The 15,442-nt window shown below is 65.3% G+C and carries 15 protein-coding genes; 9 read left to right on the top strand and 6 right to left on the bottom strand.

The window, feature by feature from the left end:
* The first annotated feature begins 18 nt into the window (after window positions 1–18).
* From EAH76_RS15440 to EAH76_RS15430, 3 genes are all read left to right on the top strand, one after another.
* Complete coding sequence (locus tag EAH76_RS15440) at window positions 19–222, top strand: hypothetical protein (RefSeq protein WP_140851172.1); 204 nt, start codon at window positions 19–21, stop codon at window positions 220–222.
* Between the two features lie 338 nt (window positions 223–560).
* Window positions 561–1,790: a carbohydrate porin gene (locus EAH76_RS15435; protein ID WP_161989060.1), complete on the top strand. Its 1,230-nt coding sequence runs from the start codon at window positions 561–563 to the stop codon at window positions 1,788–1,790.
* A 94-nt stretch (window positions 1,791–1,884) separates the two neighbouring features.
* Window positions 1,885–2,784 carry a fructose bisphosphate aldolase gene (locus tag EAH76_RS15430; protein ID WP_206667886.1) on the top strand — a complete coding sequence of 300 codons (900 nt, stop codon included), beginning with the start codon at window positions 1,885–1,887 and terminating at the stop codon, window positions 2,782–2,784.
* 36 nt (window positions 2,785–2,820) lie between these two features.
* Here EAH76_RS15430 and EAH76_RS15425 read toward each other — a convergent pair whose 3' ends face one another.
* The gene (locus tag EAH76_RS15425; RefSeq protein ID WP_206667885.1) at window positions 2,821–4,239 is read right to left on the bottom strand and encodes a pyridoxal phosphate-dependent decarboxylase family protein; all 1,419 of its coding nucleotides are present in this window, start codon (window positions 4,237–4,239) and stop codon (window positions 2,821–2,823) included.
* A gap of 222 nt (window positions 4,240–4,461) precedes the next feature.
* On the opposite strand from EAH76_RS15425, the gene EAH76_RS15420 reads away from it, so the two are divergent.
* Together EAH76_RS15420 and EAH76_RS15415 are read left to right on the top strand one after the other, a co-directional pair.
* The gene (locus EAH76_RS15420) at window positions 4,462–5,118 is read left to right on the top strand and encodes a sulfite oxidase-like oxidoreductase (RefSeq protein ID WP_140851170.1); all 657 of its coding nucleotides are present in this window, start codon (window positions 4,462–4,464) and stop codon (window positions 5,116–5,118) included.
* 10 nt (window positions 5,119–5,128) lie between these two features.
* On the top strand, window positions 5,129–5,554 hold the full coding sequence (locus EAH76_RS15415; protein WP_140851169.1) for a DUF2721 domain-containing protein: 426 nt from the start codon (window positions 5,129–5,131) through the stop codon (window positions 5,552–5,554).
* A 48-nt stretch (window positions 5,555–5,602) separates the two neighbouring features.
* Here EAH76_RS15415 and EAH76_RS15410 read toward each other — a convergent pair whose 3' ends face one another.
* Genes EAH76_RS15410 through EAH76_RS15400 form a run of 3 tightly spaced genes read right to left on the bottom strand, consistent with a single transcriptional unit; the run spans window position 5,603 to window position 9,250 of the window.
* A complete protein-coding gene (locus EAH76_RS15410) occupies window positions 5,603–6,208 on the bottom strand; it encodes a TetR/AcrR family transcriptional regulator (RefSeq protein ID WP_161989059.1) in 606 nt (201 codons plus the stop codon).
* A 13-nt stretch (window positions 6,209–6,221) separates the two neighbouring features.
* Window positions 6,222–7,670, bottom strand: a complete 1,449-nt coding sequence (locus EAH76_RS15405; protein WP_140851167.1) for an efflux transporter outer membrane subunit — start codon at window positions 7,668–7,670, stop codon at window positions 6,222–6,224.
* Between the two features lie 11 nt (window positions 7,671–7,681).
* Complete coding sequence (locus tag EAH76_RS15400; RefSeq protein WP_241659717.1) at window positions 7,682–9,250, bottom strand: DHA2 family efflux MFS transporter permease subunit; 1,569 nt, start codon at window positions 9,248–9,250, stop codon at window positions 7,682–7,684.
* Between the two features lie 119 nt (window positions 9,251–9,369).
* On the opposite strand from EAH76_RS15400, the gene EAH76_RS15395 reads away from it, so the two are divergent.
* From EAH76_RS15395 to EAH76_RS15385, 3 genes are all read left to right on the top strand, one after another.
* On the top strand, window positions 9,370–10,497 hold the full coding sequence (locus tag EAH76_RS15395) for an HlyD family secretion protein (RefSeq protein ID WP_140851166.1): 1,128 nt from the start codon (window positions 9,370–9,372) through the stop codon (window positions 10,495–10,497).
* Window positions 10,498–10,749: 252 nt separating this feature from the next.
* Window positions 10,750–10,989: a hypothetical protein gene (locus EAH76_RS15390; protein WP_140851165.1), complete on the top strand. Its 240-nt coding sequence runs from the start codon at window positions 10,750–10,752 to the stop codon at window positions 10,987–10,989.
* Window positions 10,982–11,998 (top strand): GGDEF domain-containing protein, encoded by a 1,017-nt coding sequence (locus EAH76_RS15385; RefSeq protein ID WP_140851164.1) that lies wholly within the window; start codon window positions 10,982–10,984, stop codon window positions 11,996–11,998. The genes EAH76_RS15390 and EAH76_RS15385 overlap by 8 nt, the downstream gene beginning before the upstream one ends.
* A 167-nt stretch (window positions 11,999–12,165) precedes the next feature.
* On the opposite strand, the gene EAH76_RS15380 is transcribed toward EAH76_RS15385, so the two are convergent.
* Complete coding sequence (locus EAH76_RS15380; RefSeq protein ID WP_241659716.1) at window positions 12,166–13,581, bottom strand: MFS transporter; 1,416 nt, start codon at window positions 13,579–13,581, stop codon at window positions 12,166–12,168.
* Window positions 13,582–13,858: 277 nt separating this feature from the next.
* On the opposite strand from EAH76_RS15380, the gene rpsU reads away from it, so the two are divergent.
* On the top strand, window positions 13,859–14,059 hold the full coding sequence (gene rpsU / locus EAH76_RS15375) for a 30S ribosomal protein S21 (RefSeq protein ID WP_140851163.1): 201 nt from the start codon (window positions 13,859–13,861) through the stop codon (window positions 14,057–14,059).
* A 13-nt stretch (window positions 14,060–14,072) separates the two neighbouring features.
* Here the strand turns inward: rpsU and EAH76_RS15370 are convergent, their stop codons facing one another.
* Window positions 14,073–15,434, bottom strand: coding sequence for an efflux transporter outer membrane subunit (locus EAH76_RS15370; RefSeq protein ID WP_206667884.1), 1,362 nt, complete (start codon window positions 15,432–15,434; stop codon window positions 14,073–14,075).
* Between the last annotated feature and the right edge of the window lie 8 nt (window positions 15,435–15,442).

Here is a 15,442-nt window from a genome sequence, read left to right as displayed (position 1 = left end):
TTCACCGAACCCGGCCGGGTGTTCGAGAGCATCCATCGGACGATCGATGGCGCCACCGTTGCGGCCTGCGTCTGCGGTGCCGCCGTGATGCCAGACGGGTCCGCCATAACCATCGAAGCGGTCAAGGCCGCGCTACGGCTAGCCGCGACCATCTCCTTCGAGTGCAATATCGAGGATGGAGCGAATCTCGCTCGTATAGAACGTCATCCCATCCTGGTCTGACCGGGATGGGAACGGGCAGCACCCCGCGCCGAAGACGCCCGCGATGAACGAACTCCCGCCGACACCCTCGTATAATTGTCCCGGACCGTCGCACGCGGTCTGTTGAAAAGGCCGGACAAGGGCGCTCAACCTGAAGCGGGGACGTGGATGTGCGACAAGATCGATCGACCCCCAGGTCAAGAAGCGCATCATGGCGGCGTCGGATCGCGATGCGCTCGACAGGATGGCCGCCGGCGCTTCGCGCGACGACCATCGTCGCTGGGGTCGCATCCGTGGCTATGTCGGTTACACCGGCATGCGGCCAGAGCGAGCCCGCAAAGCGTAGCGAAGCAGATCCGGTGACGTTCCAGCAAGGCACGGACGCCCCGGATACGTTAACCGGGGAATGGGGGGGGCTGCGAACGAGACTGCGCGACGACGGTCTGGATCTGGCGGCGGGCTACGTCTCTGAGACCGCCTGGAACGCCAGTGGCGGAATGCGCGAGCGAGTCGTCGAGACCGGGCAGTTCTCGTTCGCGGCCACCATCGACACAGCGAAGCTCATAGGTCTCACGGGAGGGACATTCCAAGGAACGATCACCTTCCGGCGGGGGCACGACCTAGGAGCCGATGCCGGCCTGGGAGTGCTGCAGCAGGTCCAGGAGGTCTATGGCCGCGGACAGACCTGGCGCCTGACCCAGCTATGGTATCAACAGACCTTCGCCGAGGGACGCGCCGACATCAAGATCGGGAGACTAACCCAGGGCGAGGACTTCGCCGCCTTCTCCTGCCAACTCCAGAACCTGAGCTTCTGCGGCTCACCCCCGGGCAATCTCGCGGGCGACTATTGGTATAACTGGCCGATCAGCCAATGGGGGGTCCGCGGAAGGCTCAGGAACGATCGCTTCTACGCCATGGTCGGGGCCTACGAGGTCAATCCGCGCAACCTCGAAAACGCATTCACCTTCGGGCGCTTCCATGGTGCAACCGGCGTCCTGATCCCCGCTGAAATCGGCTTCACTCCGCGCCTCGGCGCATCACGGCTGCCGGGAAGCTACCGGTTCGGGGGCTGGTACAACACGGCTGAAGCGAACGATGTAGGTCTCGACATCAATGGCAACCCGCAAGCAGTGACCGGACTGGCGCCGCTTCGCCGCACCGGTCGCTATGGCTTCTACCTTCAACTCCAGCAGCAGCTGTCAGGCAGCGTCGAAGAGGGAAAGGCCGGCCCGAAGGTCAGGAACGGATTGATCGCGTATCTGAACATAACCCAGACCGACCGGCACACCACGGTCACCGACAACCAGGTGGCCGCGGGACTGACCTATGCCGGGCTCATTCCCTTCCGACCGCATGACGACGTCACGTTCGCGGTCGCCCGCACGAACGTGAACGCGAACGCCCTGCTCGGCTTGGCAAAGGGACAGGCCCGGCCAGACGCCGAGTACGCCGCCGAGTTCGCTTACTGCATCCACACGATACGGTGGCTGACGCTTCGACCCAACCTGCAGTATGTCGTGAACCCAGGCGGTTTCACGCAGGCGAAGGACGTCGTCGTTCTCGGCCTAAAGGCGTCGGTGGCCCTGTGAATCATGGGCCGGCGGGTCCATGAAGAGAGGCTGGCTCGGCCGGCAAAATTCATCGGATGGGATCCACGGACCAGGTCCGCCAGGAGAATGTAGAATGACGATGATAGCAGAGATGGACGCTCGCATGCGTTCGGCCGAGGGTTTCATCGCGGCGCTCGACCAGAGCGGCGGCTCGACCCCGGGCGCGTTGGCGGCCTACGGCATCCCCCAGACCGCCTATCATGACGACGACGGCATGTTCGCGTTGATGCATGACATGCGCGCCCGGGTGATCACCGCTCCGGCGTTCAGCCGAACCAGGATCCTCGCCGCGATCCTGTTCGAGCGGACGATGGAGGAGACCGTCCTCGGACAACCTGTTCCGACCTATCTATGGCGTACCCGCGGAATCGTACCGGTCCTCAAGGTGGACAAGGGCCTGCTCGCCGAGTCCGACGGCGTTCGCCTGATGAAACCGATCACCGGCCTAGAGGACCTGCTCGCCCGTGCAGCCGAGCTCGGAGTGTTCGGGACGAAGATGCGGTCCGTCGTGAATTTGGCCTCACCTTCCGGGATCTCCGCGATCGTGAAGCAGCAGTTCGAGCTCGCGCGAACGATCGTCGGGCATGGACTGATGCCTATCATCGAACCGGAGGTGCTCGTCGCAAGCCCGCAGAAGGCCGGGGCCGAAGCAGCTCTCGTTGCAGAACTGACGCGTAACCTGGACGAGCTCACAGACGGCGTCGACGTCATGCTGAAAGTCACCATTCCCGAGACCCCCGATCTCTATGCGGGTCTCGCCGCCCATCCCCGGGTCGCGCGCGTGGTCGCGCTGTCGGGTGGCTACGAGCGAACCGATGCATGCACGCGTCTCGCCCGCAACCACGGCATGATCGCCAGCTTCTCGCGAGCCCTCCTGGACGACCTGCGAGTCTCCATGGACGACGCGACGTTCGACGCGACCCTCGCCGAGGCAATCGACGAGATCTACAGGGCATCAACGGTCAAAGAGTGATCGATCCGCTGCCGCCGGAACGGAATGCGACCTCGATCAGACGGCCGTGTGATGCGAGTGCAATTCGCCGAGCAGCTTGGCCAGCAGTTCGATCGCGCGCTCGATATCGCCATCGGTGGTGCGCCAAGAGGAGACGCTGAGCCTGAATGCAGCACGACCGTTCCAGGACGTGCTCCCGAACCACAGTTCCCCGGAGCGCTCGGCCGCGATCCGCACGGCGTTCGTCTGCGCGTCGTCCGCCGCGCGTACCACGAGCTGGTTCAGGACGACGCGGTTGACGACTTCGAAGCCCGCGGCCCTCAGACCTCCCGCAAGACGAAGCGCCTGACGGCAATGTCGGTCAACGAGCTCGGCCACCCCGACAGTACCCAGCGAGCGCAGCACGGCCCAGACCGGAATGCCCCGCGCACGCCTGGAGAACTCGAGCGTCAGGTTCTTCTGGGCATCCGCCGAACCTACGGCATAAGCCGCATCGCTGTTCATCGCCCCTGCGAGCGCTTCCGGATCACGGCAGATCGCCATCGCGCAGTCATAGGGCGTGTTGAGCCACTTGTGCCCGTCCACGGTCCAGCTGTCGGCGAGATCGATCCCTTCCGTAAGCGCCCGGCGAGTGGCGGACGCCCTTGCCCAGAGCCCGAAGGCACCATCCACATGAACCCAGGCACCCGCCTCGCGCGCCCGTGCGATGAGCGGGCCGAACGGATCGAACTCGCCGGTGTTCACCTCGCCTGCCTGCAGGCAGAGGATCGTCGTCGCATCCAGAGGCGGCAGGCGGTCCAGGTCGATGCGCCCCTCGCCATCGACGGGCGCGATCAACAGCTGACTCCGACCAAAACCCAGGATGCGAAGCGCCTTCAGAACCGTGACGTGAACCTTCTCGGAAACCACGACCTTCACCTCCGGGCACTGCGCGATTCCCAAAACGTCCAAGTCGAAGCCGGCCTTCAGAAGCACCGAACGCCTGGCTGCCGCCAGGCAGGTCAGTCCGCACGCGGTCGACGATGTGCCGAAGCCAACAGCGCTGGAACGCGGCAGATCCAGCACCTCGAGCAGCCAACTGGAGGCGACCGCTTCGATCCGGGCGGAGACGGGCGACGCGACGTGGAGCGCCGCTCCCTGGTCCCAGGCCAGCATGAGCCGCTCCGCGGCCGCGGCGGCCGGTAGCGCCGCTCCGACCACGAATCCGAAATACCGCGGACCATTGGTCGCGACGGTTGCAGGCGAGCCACTCTCGTCGAGTAGCGCCAGCGTGCTTTCCGGGGACAGGCCGAACGCGGGCAGGCCCTCATCGAAGGCGCGCAGCCCGTCCAGACCCTGCTGGTCTGGGAAGACCCGGCGCCCGGAAACGCCTTCGAGATACGCGGCGCCACGCCGGGCGGCATCGGCATAGAGAGCAAGCTCCGTCGCCATCGGGTCGGAGGCGAGATCTCGGACGGCGGTAGATGCGTCGGTCACTGGAGATCCTTGTCGTGGGAGCGCGCTTCCCTGAACGGAGCACTGCGCGTCGTTCCCTCTCTCGCACGTTCAAGCGCTTACGACGATTATCCATGAGGATAGGACAGGTGGCGGCCGCCGCCGCGTTGTACACCGGTATAATCGCATGGCAGTGTTAGAGCACGTATGGGTCCGCCCAAGGAAATGCCGCAGGGCACGGCCAGATCAATGGAAAGAACCGTCATGACCACACCGGACGGCGACGAGCCGAACAAGCTGACGAAGTCGAAGCTGCGCTGGGCCGACGAAGGGAAGTTCCTGACGGGTGGATCTCGCAAACCGACCGGGGAAAGACTCCCGCCGGGCCAACACCTCGTACGCGACTGGCCGGTGCTCGATCTCGGGCTACAGCCCGACATCGCACGCGAGAAGTGGACGCTCGAGATCACCGGCAGCGTCGAGCGGCCGGCGATCCTCGACTGGCGTTCGTTCGGAGCCCTGCCCCAGTCCGGAAAGCGCAGCGACATCCACTGCGTCACCACGTGGTCGCGCTACGACAACGACTGGAACGGCGTCGCCACGCGGGACCTGCTCGACCACGTGCAGCCGACGGCCGATGCAGCGGCGGTCCTTCTGCACGGATACGACAAGTACACGACCAACCTGACCCTCCACGACTTCGCCTCGCCGGACGGACTGCTGGCGCACAGCTGGTCGGGGCAGCCGCTGAGCCGCGACCATGGCGGCCCCGTCCGGCTGGTGATACCGCACCTCTACTTCTGGAAGAGCGCCAAGTGGCTGAGGGCGATCCAGTTCCTGACTGCCGAAGAACTCGGGTTCTGGGAACTCAACGGGTATCACCGCCGCGGCGATCCGTGGGCCGAGGAGCGCTACTCGTGACGCCCCGGGCATGACGACGCACGCATCGCTCGACGCCGCCGCGCAGGTGGTTCAGCTCGCGCTCACCCCGGTCTTCCTCCTCAGCGGTCTGGCCGCGCTGCTGAACGTCTTCACCTCGCGCCTCGGACGCGTCGCGGACCGGGTCGGGAAGCTGACGGAGGATCCAGGACACCACGCTCGCCAGCTAGCGGCGCTGCGGCGTCGGACGCACGTCCTCGATGTCGCGGTCCTCACCGCATCGATCGCCGGGGCCCTCACCTGCTTCGCGGTGTTGAGCCTGTTCGTCGGTGCGCTCGGCATGGCGACCACAGGTCGACTGCTGTTCGCGCTTTTCGGCGCCGCGGTCGTCTTCACCGTGGTGGCGCTTGCCGCATTCGCTGCGGAGACGCTGCTTTCGAGCGTCGCGGTACGCGAACAGGTCGACGCGGCATCGTAGATCGCCGACTTCTGTCCCGACGCAACGATCGGCCCGATAGGCCTTCTCCTACTGAAGACCGACCCGGTGGCGGACGAGCGAACGGGAGGCGGAAAGCATCGCCTCCGCCTTCTCCATCACGGGCTGAGCGCGCGATAGCGCCAACGCTCCGGTCATCTCGGCGATCAGGGAGGCCGACAGGTCGTCCGCATCTTCGCGTCCCATCCTCACGAGCAACTGGTTCACGCCGGCCACTAGTCGATCGATACCCTGTGTGAACTCGTCGCGCACGGGCGGTGCGAGCCGGCCGATCTCACCCGCCAGCGCTGGAATGGGGCAACCGCGCTCGACCGCATCACGATGTCGCATCGATAGGTACGTATCGAGAAACTGACTCAGTACGTGCGTCGCGTCGGGATGGTCGAGCCGGGAGAGGAAGGCCGAATAGCGCTCCTCGAACATGTGGCGCACCGCCATCGCGAGGAGCTCGTCCTTGGAGGCGAAGTGGGCATAGAAGCCACCAACCGTCATCCCGGCACGCCCCATGATGGTCGCCACGCTCACACGATCGGCGCTCTCCATCCGAATCGCCGAAGCCGCCTCCTGCAGGATGCGTTCGCGGCTTTTGGCCTTCTTCTGCCGCGTGCGGTTCGGCTTGGGTGTTTCGTCGCTCATCGTGCCACTCCCATCATCCATTTCTCTTACCCGACGCTGGCTGGTGCGCGACCACCGCGTCGCTCTGCCATCCACCACCAAGCGCTCGGTAGGCCGCCACGGCAGCCCGCGCCTGCTCCGCCTTCACGGTCGCCTGCCGGTCCGAAGCGGCGAGCAGCTGCCGATCGGCGTCGAGCACGTCGATTATCGCCACGACCCCACCGCGATACGCCAGGTCGGCCTGGCCCCGCGCCTTGGTCAGCGCCGCGACCTGGCGATCGAGCGCGACGCTCTCCGAACGCGCCTCCTCCAGACGCGAAAGAGCGGTCTCGACGTCCTCGGCCGCGGTCAGCACCGATTTGCGCCAGCTGGCGAGCGCCTCGGCCCGCCCGCCCCTGGCCTGCGACACCTCGGCGTCGATCCTACCGAAGTCGAAAAGCCGCCATCGGAGACCCGCGCCGCCCGATCCCTGGACGGCACCACCGCTCAGAAGGTTGCTGGTCCCCAAGCTGGCCACACCGAGGAGGCCGGACAAGGAGATGTGCGGATAATATTCCGACACGGCGACGCCGATCTGCGCATTCGCCGCCGCCAGTCGTCGTTCCGCCGCGACCACGTCGGGGCGCCTACGCAGCAGGTCGGTCGGCGCGGCGCTGCCCGATGGCATAGGCGCCGTGGGGATGACCTGCGCTTGCTGCAGGATCGGTCTGTTCGCGCCGGGCTGCTCGCCCACCAGCACGTCCAGCCGGTTGAGCTGCGCCGCGATACCGGCCCGCAATGGCGCCAGCGAGGCCCGGACGCCCTCGAGCTCACCCTGCGAACGGTTGAGCTCGCGATCTGCGGCGATCCCCTGCCCGACCCGCTGCTTCACGACATCGACGAGCTGCAGCTCGATACGCTCCTGGCGCGACGCGACGTCGAGCCGCGCCTGCAGCGCGCGCAGCGAAAGATAGGCGTCTGCGGTCTCGGCAGCGACCGCGACCCGCACCGCACCGGCATCCGCCACCTGCGATGCCAGCGCGTCGCGGGCAGCCTCACGCCGCCGGCGATTGCCGCCGAAGACGTCGATCTCCCACGATGCCTGCACCCCAGCCGAATATTGCGTATAGCCACGTGGGGCGCCGAACGCCTGGGATATCCGTCCGATCGGCGTATCGCGCGACTGGCTGACCCGCGTCACGTCTCCCGCGCCGTCGATACGCGGGAGCAGGTCGGCGCCGGCGCTGCGCGCGATCGCGCGGGACTGGTCGATCCGGGCCGCCGCCGCGGCGATGTCGAGATTGCCGGCCACCGCCTTGGCGACGAGGGCGCTCAGAACCGGATCGTTGAAGCCCTGCCACCAGGCCGAGTCGGTGGGTTCGGCAGCGATAGCCGGCGCGCCCATGAAGGCCGGCGTAAGCGCTACGTTCGGGCGGATGTAATCGGGGCCGACCGCGCAGCCGGCCAGTGACGCTGAAGCGAGCAGAACAGCAAGAATACGCATGATCGATTTCCTCAATGTGCGTCGGCAGGCGACACAGTCGCGCCGGGAGCCGGGGATTTGCAGAAAGGGACGAGGACGAGCGCCACGACGAACAGGATCGCCATGATGTGGAAGACCTCGGCGAACGCGATGGTGAGGGACTCGCGACCGACGAGTCGGGCGATCGTTGCCTGCGCCATCAGGAGCGCGCGGTCGGGGTCGGGCGTGATGACCGCCATGCGACGGGCGATGTCCGCCGTCATGTCCTGCGCCGCGCGCGCGTTCACGCCCAACGCCTCACCGAATCGCGCGGCCTGGGTCCGGGTGTTGTCCTGAAGCCAGGTGTTCACCGTGGCGATGCCGATCGCACCACCAAGATTGCGCATGAGGTTGAATAGGCCCGAAGCGGCGCGGAGCTCCTGGCCCACGAAGCCGGACAGGGCCAGGTTCACGCTCGGGACGATGCACAGCATCACGAACAGACCGCGGACCGTCTGCGGCACGAGCAGCTCCGCGAAGCCCCAGTTGGAGGCGATGTGGGAGGTCAGCCAGAGACTGAAGGCGAACCCGGTCAACCCGACGCCGATCAGAATCCGCCGGTCGATCGACGTGTTCGACAAACGCGCGACGACGATCGTGCTGATCACCTGACCGATGCCGACGACGAAAACGGTGGTTCCGATCTGAAGGCTGTTGAAGCCGCGCACCCGCCCGAGGAATACCGGCAGGAGGTAGGTCGAGGCGTATATCCCGAAGCCGATCACCAGGTTGAACACGCAAGCGATGGTGAAGGTCAGGTTCTTGAAGGGGCTCAGCCGGACTATAGGGTTCCTCGAGTAGAACGAACGTTCGAGGAACAGACCGAACGCCACCACTGCGAACCAGGCGACCATCAGGATGGTCGGATCGCCGAACCAATCCTTCCGCGGTCCCTCCTCCAGCACGTACTCGAGACCGCCCAGGGCTACCGCCATCGCGATGAGGTGCGACCAGTCGATCTTGCCGAACATGCCGGTGTCGCCGCGATCAACGTCGACGAACACAATCGTGAGGATCGTCACCGCCGCCCCCGGCACCACGTTGATGAAGAAGATCCAGCGCCAGTCGATCGTCTCGGTGATGATCCCGCCGACCGTCGGCCCAAGCGTGGGCGCCAGCACCGACACCATGCCCAGGATGGCGGGAATCAGAGCGCGCTGCTTGCCCTCGAAGATCGTGAATCCGACCGCGAACACGCTCGGCACCATCGCGCCACCGACGAAACCCTGGATCGCGCGAAAGGCGATCATCGACTCGATGTTCCAGGCGAAGCCGCACGCTACGCTCGAGAGGGTGAAGAGGCCAGCCGACGTCGCGAACAGCCATTTGGTCGACATTGCCTGTGCGAGGAACGCCGAGAAGGGGATCATGACCAGCTCGGCCATAAGGTAGGCAGTCTGGACCCAGCTGATCTCATCCGGCCCCGCCGACAACCCAGCCTGGATGTCGTTGAGCGACGCAGCGACGATCTGAATGTCGAGTAGCGCCATGAACTGACCGAACGCGAGGATGCCAAAGATCAAGAACTTCCGCGATGTCGGAAGCGCCACCGGGTTCGGCAACGATCGTGTTCTCGAGCCCGATGAAAAGAGTGCATCAGCCATCCGAAAGAGCCCTTGTGATATTACGTTCATAATATTATGTTCGTAATATAGAAATTGCAAGGTGGAGTTTGGTCGATATGGACGCGGTTACAAACGGAGCGGCGTTCACCGCCGCAGAGACCCGATCCCCCAAAGGCCTGCGGCTGCCGTCGCGTCGGACGTCGGCGGCTTCGGCCGCGGCGATAGCCGTCGCAGTCGTTGGCGCCCTCTGGATCACCTCCCCCGTCACCTCGCAGTCGACGGACGACGCGTATGTCGCGGCGGACACCACCTCGGTGGCTCCGAAGGTCCGCGGTCTCATCGAAGAGGTGCTCGTGCGCGACAACCAGGTCGTTCATGCAGGGCAACCGCTGGTGAGGATCGATCCCGAGGAATTCGATGCGAAGGCTGCCTCCGCCGAGGCGGTCCTCGCCGACGCGCGAGCGGGAGTCCTTTCCGCTCAGGCCGCGCTTGCGAGCCTGACGGCGGAGGAACGCCTCGCGCGTTCCAACGTCGTGGCGGCCGACACCTCGATCAGGTCCGCCGTGGCGCGGTCGGATCTCGCCGCCGCGGATCGCAAGCGCTACGACGCCCTCGTGGCGGGAGGTGCGGTCGCGAAGCGCGATGCCGACAGCTACGGTGCCGCGGCGGTCACGGCCGAGCAGGAGTCGGCGCGCGCGCGGGCGCTCCTTAGCGTCTCACAGAACAGTGCGGGCGTGGTGAGTGCCAAGCGCCCGATGCTGTTGGCAGCGCTCGAGACCGCCAAGGCCAAGGTTGGCCAGGCTGAGGCTGCACTCGATCTGGCGCGCCAGGATCGCCGTCACACCATCATCTATGCGCCGGTCTCGGGGTCGATCGGCAACCGTCAGGTTCGGGTCGGCGACTACGTCCAGCCGGGCACGCGTCTGCTGACCCTGGTACCCATGAACGCGCTATACGTGACGGCGAACTTCAAGGAGACGCAAACCGGTCACATGCAGGTCGGTCAGGAGGCGACGATCGACGTCGACGCCCTGCACGGGCACGACCTGAAGGGGACAGTCGAAAGCCTCGCACCCGGCTCGGGTTCGAGCTTCTCACTCCTTCCCTTCGAGCCGGGCACCGGCAATTTCACCAAGGTCGTACAGCGCGTGCCCGTGCGCATCCGGTTCGACTCGAGGCAGGTGGGTGCGGACCTGCTGCGCCCCGGCCTGTCCGTGACCGCCAAGGTGCGCGTGAGGGGCTAACCCCCAACGCGAGCACCCCTCGCGAGAGAAGGCTATTCAGGGAAGGGCCCATAGCGGGATCCGAGCCCACGCTTGCGATGCTCGATGATCGCTGATCAGCTTGCTGGACCGCACGCTCGCGGCTGACCCTTGAACCGCATGGGTCTTCGCCGCGAGCTGTTTTCAGATCGTTCGCTGTAAAACGGAGTGCTCGTTTTGTTTCTGTTAACCGTTGGAATGTAGAGCTGGGATGCCGTGTAAGAGGGCAATCTGGTGCGTATCGATCAACTTCGGCCTGCCCCCACTCCCGCCGAGCCCCTCGACATCCCGCCCGAGCTGCTGGACAGCGTGAATCGACATCAGACCCATCTTTCGGCGCTTGTCGCAAGCCTTCGCGCGGCCGGTGTGGATGACGAACTGGTTGACGTAAGCGTCCGTACGCTCGTTGACAGCTACGCCGACGACCTGACCGTCGTGATCCGCGCCATGATGAGGGCGACCTCTCATGAATGACGGGCTGCGATTCGACGACGACGCCCGCGTAGCGGCATTGCACCGTCTGGAGGTGCTCGACACCGCGGTCGAAGAACCGTTCGAAAAGATAATGATGCTCGTTCGGACCGTCCTGTCCGTGCCCATCGTGACCGTGACGCTGGTCGATCGCGATCGGCAATGGTTCAAGGCGAAGCACGGCATCGACCAAAGTGAGACACCGCGCTCGGTATCCTTCTGCACTCATACGATCCAACAGCGCCATCCGCTGGTCGTCGAGGATGCGCTCCTGGATTCAAAGTTCGCCGATAGTCCGCTGGTGGTTGGGGCTCCACACGTTCGCAGCTACGCCGGTATCCCGCTGCGCACACCGGACGGCTATAACGTCGGCGCGCTATGCGCGATGGATACAAGACCGAGGCAATTCAGTCCTGCGGAGGTCTCGATACTCGGCAACTTCGCAAAAATCGTGTGCGACGAGCTGGAGCTTCGCCAGATCGCGCGAGTGGACTATCTGACCGGAGCGCTGACCCGGCGCGCGTTCGTCGAGCAGGGTGAACGAGAGGTGGAACTCGCTCGCCGCCACGGACGGCCTAGTTCGCTCGTGATGCTCGACGTCGATCATTTCAAACGAGTGAACGATAGCTTCGGGCACGCGCTCGGGGATCAAGTGCTGCAGCAGATTGCCGACATCGCCACGGTAGCGCTGCGCCCAAACGATCTTTTCGGTCGCCTGGGGGGTGAGGAGTTCGCTTTGCTGCTGCCGGAGACGACCGGCACGTCAGCCGTCGTGGTGGCGGAGCGACTTCGGCAAAGGATCGCCGAGCGCACGATGACGATCCCCGGCGTCGACGATCTTCACGTGACGGCGAGCTTCGGCGTCGCTGAGTTATCGGCGTCGACCAACTCGTTTGCCGCCTGGCTCGAAAGCGCCGAGACAATGCTATATGCTGCCAAAACCGGCGGACGAAACTGCTCGAAACTCGCGCAGCCGATCCGATCCAGCGCGAATGCCCGCAAGCCGCAATAATATTCCCTTGTCTAAATGGACCCGATGACTTTCGTCCGCAGCGCTATCTCCAATTCCCGACTGTCGTCGTCCGTCGATCTCGAAAGTGGCGATGCGAATAGATGCGACACGAGCGCGCGATGGTCCGCCCGCCCTTCGGCCCTTCGCCCGACGTCGCTAGTATCGAATTAGCCGCTTTGTCCTTCTGAGGATCCCAGCGTCACGAAGGCGACGCATCCCGATGCGATCGCAAGAGCCGCCGCGACGATCGCTGCGGCCTTGAACGCACTGGTCAGCGCGTCGCCGGTCTGCGCGAGCACTGCGCCCGCCATCGCTGTCGCGATAAGTCCCCCGGTTCGGGCGATCGCGCTGTTGAAGCCAGAGGCGGTGCCGGTATGCTCCCGATCAACGGAAGACAGCACTGCCGTGGTCAACGGCGCGACGGCGCCCGCCATTCCGATGGCGACGATAACCATACCCGGCATGACGCTGGTCCAGTAGCTGGCGGTCGGATCGACTCTAACCAGCACAAGGAAGCCAAGGCCGGTCACGATGGGTCCGATCGTCAGCGGCCAGCGCGGCCCGATCTTCTCGGTCGTACGGCCCATCAGCCGGGATGCTGCGCCTATCACAATGGAAAATGGTAGCAGTGCCATCCCTGCCTGCATCGGCGTATAGCCGCCGCCGACGATCAGCAGGTAAGGAAGCAGCACAAGCAGGCCTCCAAGCGCGCCGTAGAGCAGGAATGTGAGGAGAGTCAGCCCGACGAACGCGCGCGACGCGAACATCGACAGCGGCATCATAGCGTCGGTTCGACGGCGATGCTCGACCCATACGAACAGGCCCAGCAGCGCGATGCCCGCAATAAGTCCCGCCCAGGTCTTCGCGGACCCCTCGTGGTGGCTCGACCACAACGTCAGCGACCAGGTAAGCGCACCCAGCGCCAGAGTCGCCAGTACGGCCCCTGAAACATCGAGCGGCTGTTCTCCCTCCGCGCTTTCCTCGACGAACCTGTACGCGACGACGATCGCGGCGAGCGCGACCGGCACATTGATCAAGAAGATCGCGCGCCAGCCTGCGACGCCCACGAGCCATCCGCCGAGCGGAGGCCCGACCGCGCTAGCGATCGCTCCGGCTGACGCCCAGGTGCCGACGGCGCGTCCCCGCGATTCCCCTGAGAACGCGCTGCCGAGGATGCCGAGGCTGTTCGGCATCAACATGGCGGCGCCAACCCCCTGCAGGGCGCGCGCCGCTAGCAGGAGGGTGAGGTCCGAGGAGGCCGCGCAGAGGATAGACGCGACCGCGAACAATGCTGTTCCGAGGATCAGGACCCGCCGCCGGCCGAAGTGATCGCCGGCAGCGCCGCCGATCAGGAGAAGTGCGGACAGCGGAAGCAAATAGGCGTTGATCACCCACTGCAGCGAGGCGGCGTCGCCATGCAGATCCCTGCCGATCGAAGGCAGCGCGACGTTCGTGACGGAGCCATCGATGAACGGGAGGCTGGACGCCAGCATCGTGGCCGTGAGAATCATTCCGGCGTTCGCCGGCGAAGACTCAGCCCCGGCTTGCTGCGGGGTGCGGGAGTGGGTCTCGACGCCGGTCACCACTCTCCGATACACCCCCCAGGACCGCTTTGCATTGCGTATCGCGAGCGGAATCGTATCATCGCCCTAAGCTAAAGCTGAGTTCTGCAGTCCAGCGTTCAAGTAGGCCACCCGATTTCCTTCCACGCCAAGCTGAACAAGCGTAGTCACCGCAATTGCCCGCCCTACAGACGGAACGCTTTCCATCCCATTGGCACCCAGGCCTTGGCTTGCAGCTTGCGGCACCATAGAGCGGTGCGCGCTCACCATCGCTCTGCGAAACCTGGAGAAGGCTCGTATGCAAATCATCGTACGCGACAACAACGTCGATCAGGCCCTCCGCGTTCTCAAGAAGAGGCTTCAGCGTGAAGGCGTCTATCGCGAGTTGAAACTGCGCAAGCACTACGAGAAGCCCTCGGAGAAGCGCGCCCGCCAACACGCCGCCGCCGTCCGTCGCGCCCGGAAAGCCGATCGCAAGCGAGCCGAGAAGGATGGCTGATCAGGGCGCAGGCTCATTCCGAGTACGCACCGCCCAACGCCTTGTACACCGCTACCACATCGGTGTTCGACTCGATCTCCGCACGCGTCAGCGAGTCCTCGGCATCTAGCTGCTGGCGCTGCGCTTCGAGCAAACGGAGGAAGTCGATGTCGCCCTCCTTGTAACGGACGTTGGCCAGCTGCGAGGCGCGGCGCGCCGCGTCCATCTGCGAAGTGAGACTTGCGATCTCCTTCTGCCGCTGCCCATAGGCGACGACCGCGTTCTGCAGGTCTTCGATCGCTTTCAGCACAGTCTGGTCGTAGGCGGCCAGGTTAACGTCGGCCTCCGCCTTCTGCGCGCGCAGGCGTGCCCGCGCGCCACCCAGGTCGAACGCCGGCCAGGTGACCGATGGCGCGACCGCGTACGCCCCACCACCCTTCGTGAACAGCGAAGACACGTCGCCGCTCAGAAGTCCAAGGAATCCGGTGATCCGGATGCGGGGGAACAGGTCGGCGGTCGCCACTCCGACCCTAGCAGTCTGCGCCGCCAGGCGCCGTTCGGCCGCGCGCACGTCGGGTCGTCGGCGCAGAAAGGCGCTGACATCTCCGACGGGCAGCGCCCTGACCGCGGGCGTTACCGGCGACGTCACAGGCGTGAGCGTTGCGTCGAGTTCGCCCGGCCTCTGCCCGACGAGCACCGCGAGCCGATGCGCCGCGTGCCGCTCGGTGATCGTGAACTCGGGTATCGTCCCCCGGGTCGCCTCAAGCCGCGCCCGCGCGGTCTGGACGTCGACCGGGTCTCCGGTTCCGACGTCCACGCGAACCTCCGTCAATCGCAGCGTCTCGGCCTGACTTCGGGCGTTGTTTTCAGCCACGGCCCGCCGTGCCTGCGCGCCGCGCAGGACAAGATAGTTCCGGACGACTTCGGCCGTCACGACGACCTTCGCGTCGTCCGCATCGAAACGTGTCGCTTCCGCATCCGCCCGTGCGCTTTCGATCTGATGCTTCACGTGGCCGAACAGATCCAATTCCCAAGTGGCGTCGAAGCCTAGATCGAACTGCTCGACAGTGGTCTGTTCCGTAGTGAGTCCCGGTCGCTGCTCGCGGCTTCGTTGATAGTCGGCGCCGCTTGATACGCGCGGGAACCGATCGAGCCTGGCATCGTCGAACAATGCGCGCGAAGCCCGGACCCGTCCGAGCGCTTGGCGAAGATCGAGATTGTCCCTACCAGCCTTCAGCACCAGCGCATCCAGCACCGGATCGTCGAACAGCCCCCACCACGACTCCGCCGGCGGACGGGCAATCGCGATCGATGGGTCGATCGTCGCGATTGCAACAGGCGCCTCGACGGGCACGTGATAGCGCGGTCCCACGACGCATCCGCCGACAGTGATCATGCAGCTCG

Origin of the sequence: Sphingomonas glacialis, assembly GCF_006439055.1 — a bacterium.
Classification (GTDB): Bacteria; Pseudomonadota; Alphaproteobacteria; order Sphingomonadales; family Sphingomonadaceae; genus Sphingomonas; species Sphingomonas glacialis_A.
This window is presented reverse-complemented; position numbering and strand designations above follow the sequence as displayed.

Coding starts and splice junctions, on each gene's coding strand:
- EAH76_RS15385 (WP_140851164.1), top strand. CDS start 10,982: ATGAATGACGGGCTGCGATTCGACGACGACGCCCGCGTAGCGGCATTG.
- EAH76_RS15410 (WP_161989059.1), bottom strand. CDS start 6,208: ATGAGCGACGAAACACCCAAGCCGAACCGCACGCGGCAGAAGAAGGCC.
- rpsU (WP_140851163.1), top strand. CDS start 13,859: ATGCAAATCATCGTACGCGACAACAACGTCGATCAGGCCCTCCGCGTT.
- EAH76_RS15395 (WP_140851166.1), top strand. CDS start 9,370: ATGGACGCGGTTACAAACGGAGCGGCGTTCACCGCCGCAGAGACCCGA.
- EAH76_RS15415 (WP_140851169.1), top strand. CDS start 5,129: ATGACGACGCACGCATCGCTCGACGCCGCCGCGCAGGTGGTTCAGCTC.
- EAH76_RS15405 (WP_140851167.1), bottom strand. CDS start 7,670: ATGCGTATTCTTGCTGTTCTGCTCGCTTCAGCGTCACTGGCCGGCTGC.
- EAH76_RS15430 (WP_206667886.1), top strand. CDS start 1,885: ATGACGATGATAGCAGAGATGGACGCTCGCATGCGTTCGGCCGAGGGT.
- EAH76_RS15420 (WP_140851170.1), top strand. CDS start 4,462: ATGACCACACCGGACGGCGACGAGCCGAACAAGCTGACGAAGTCGAAG.
- EAH76_RS15370 (WP_206667884.1), bottom strand. CDS start 15,434: ATGATCACTGTCGGCGGATGCGTCGTGGGACCGCGCTATCACGTGCCC.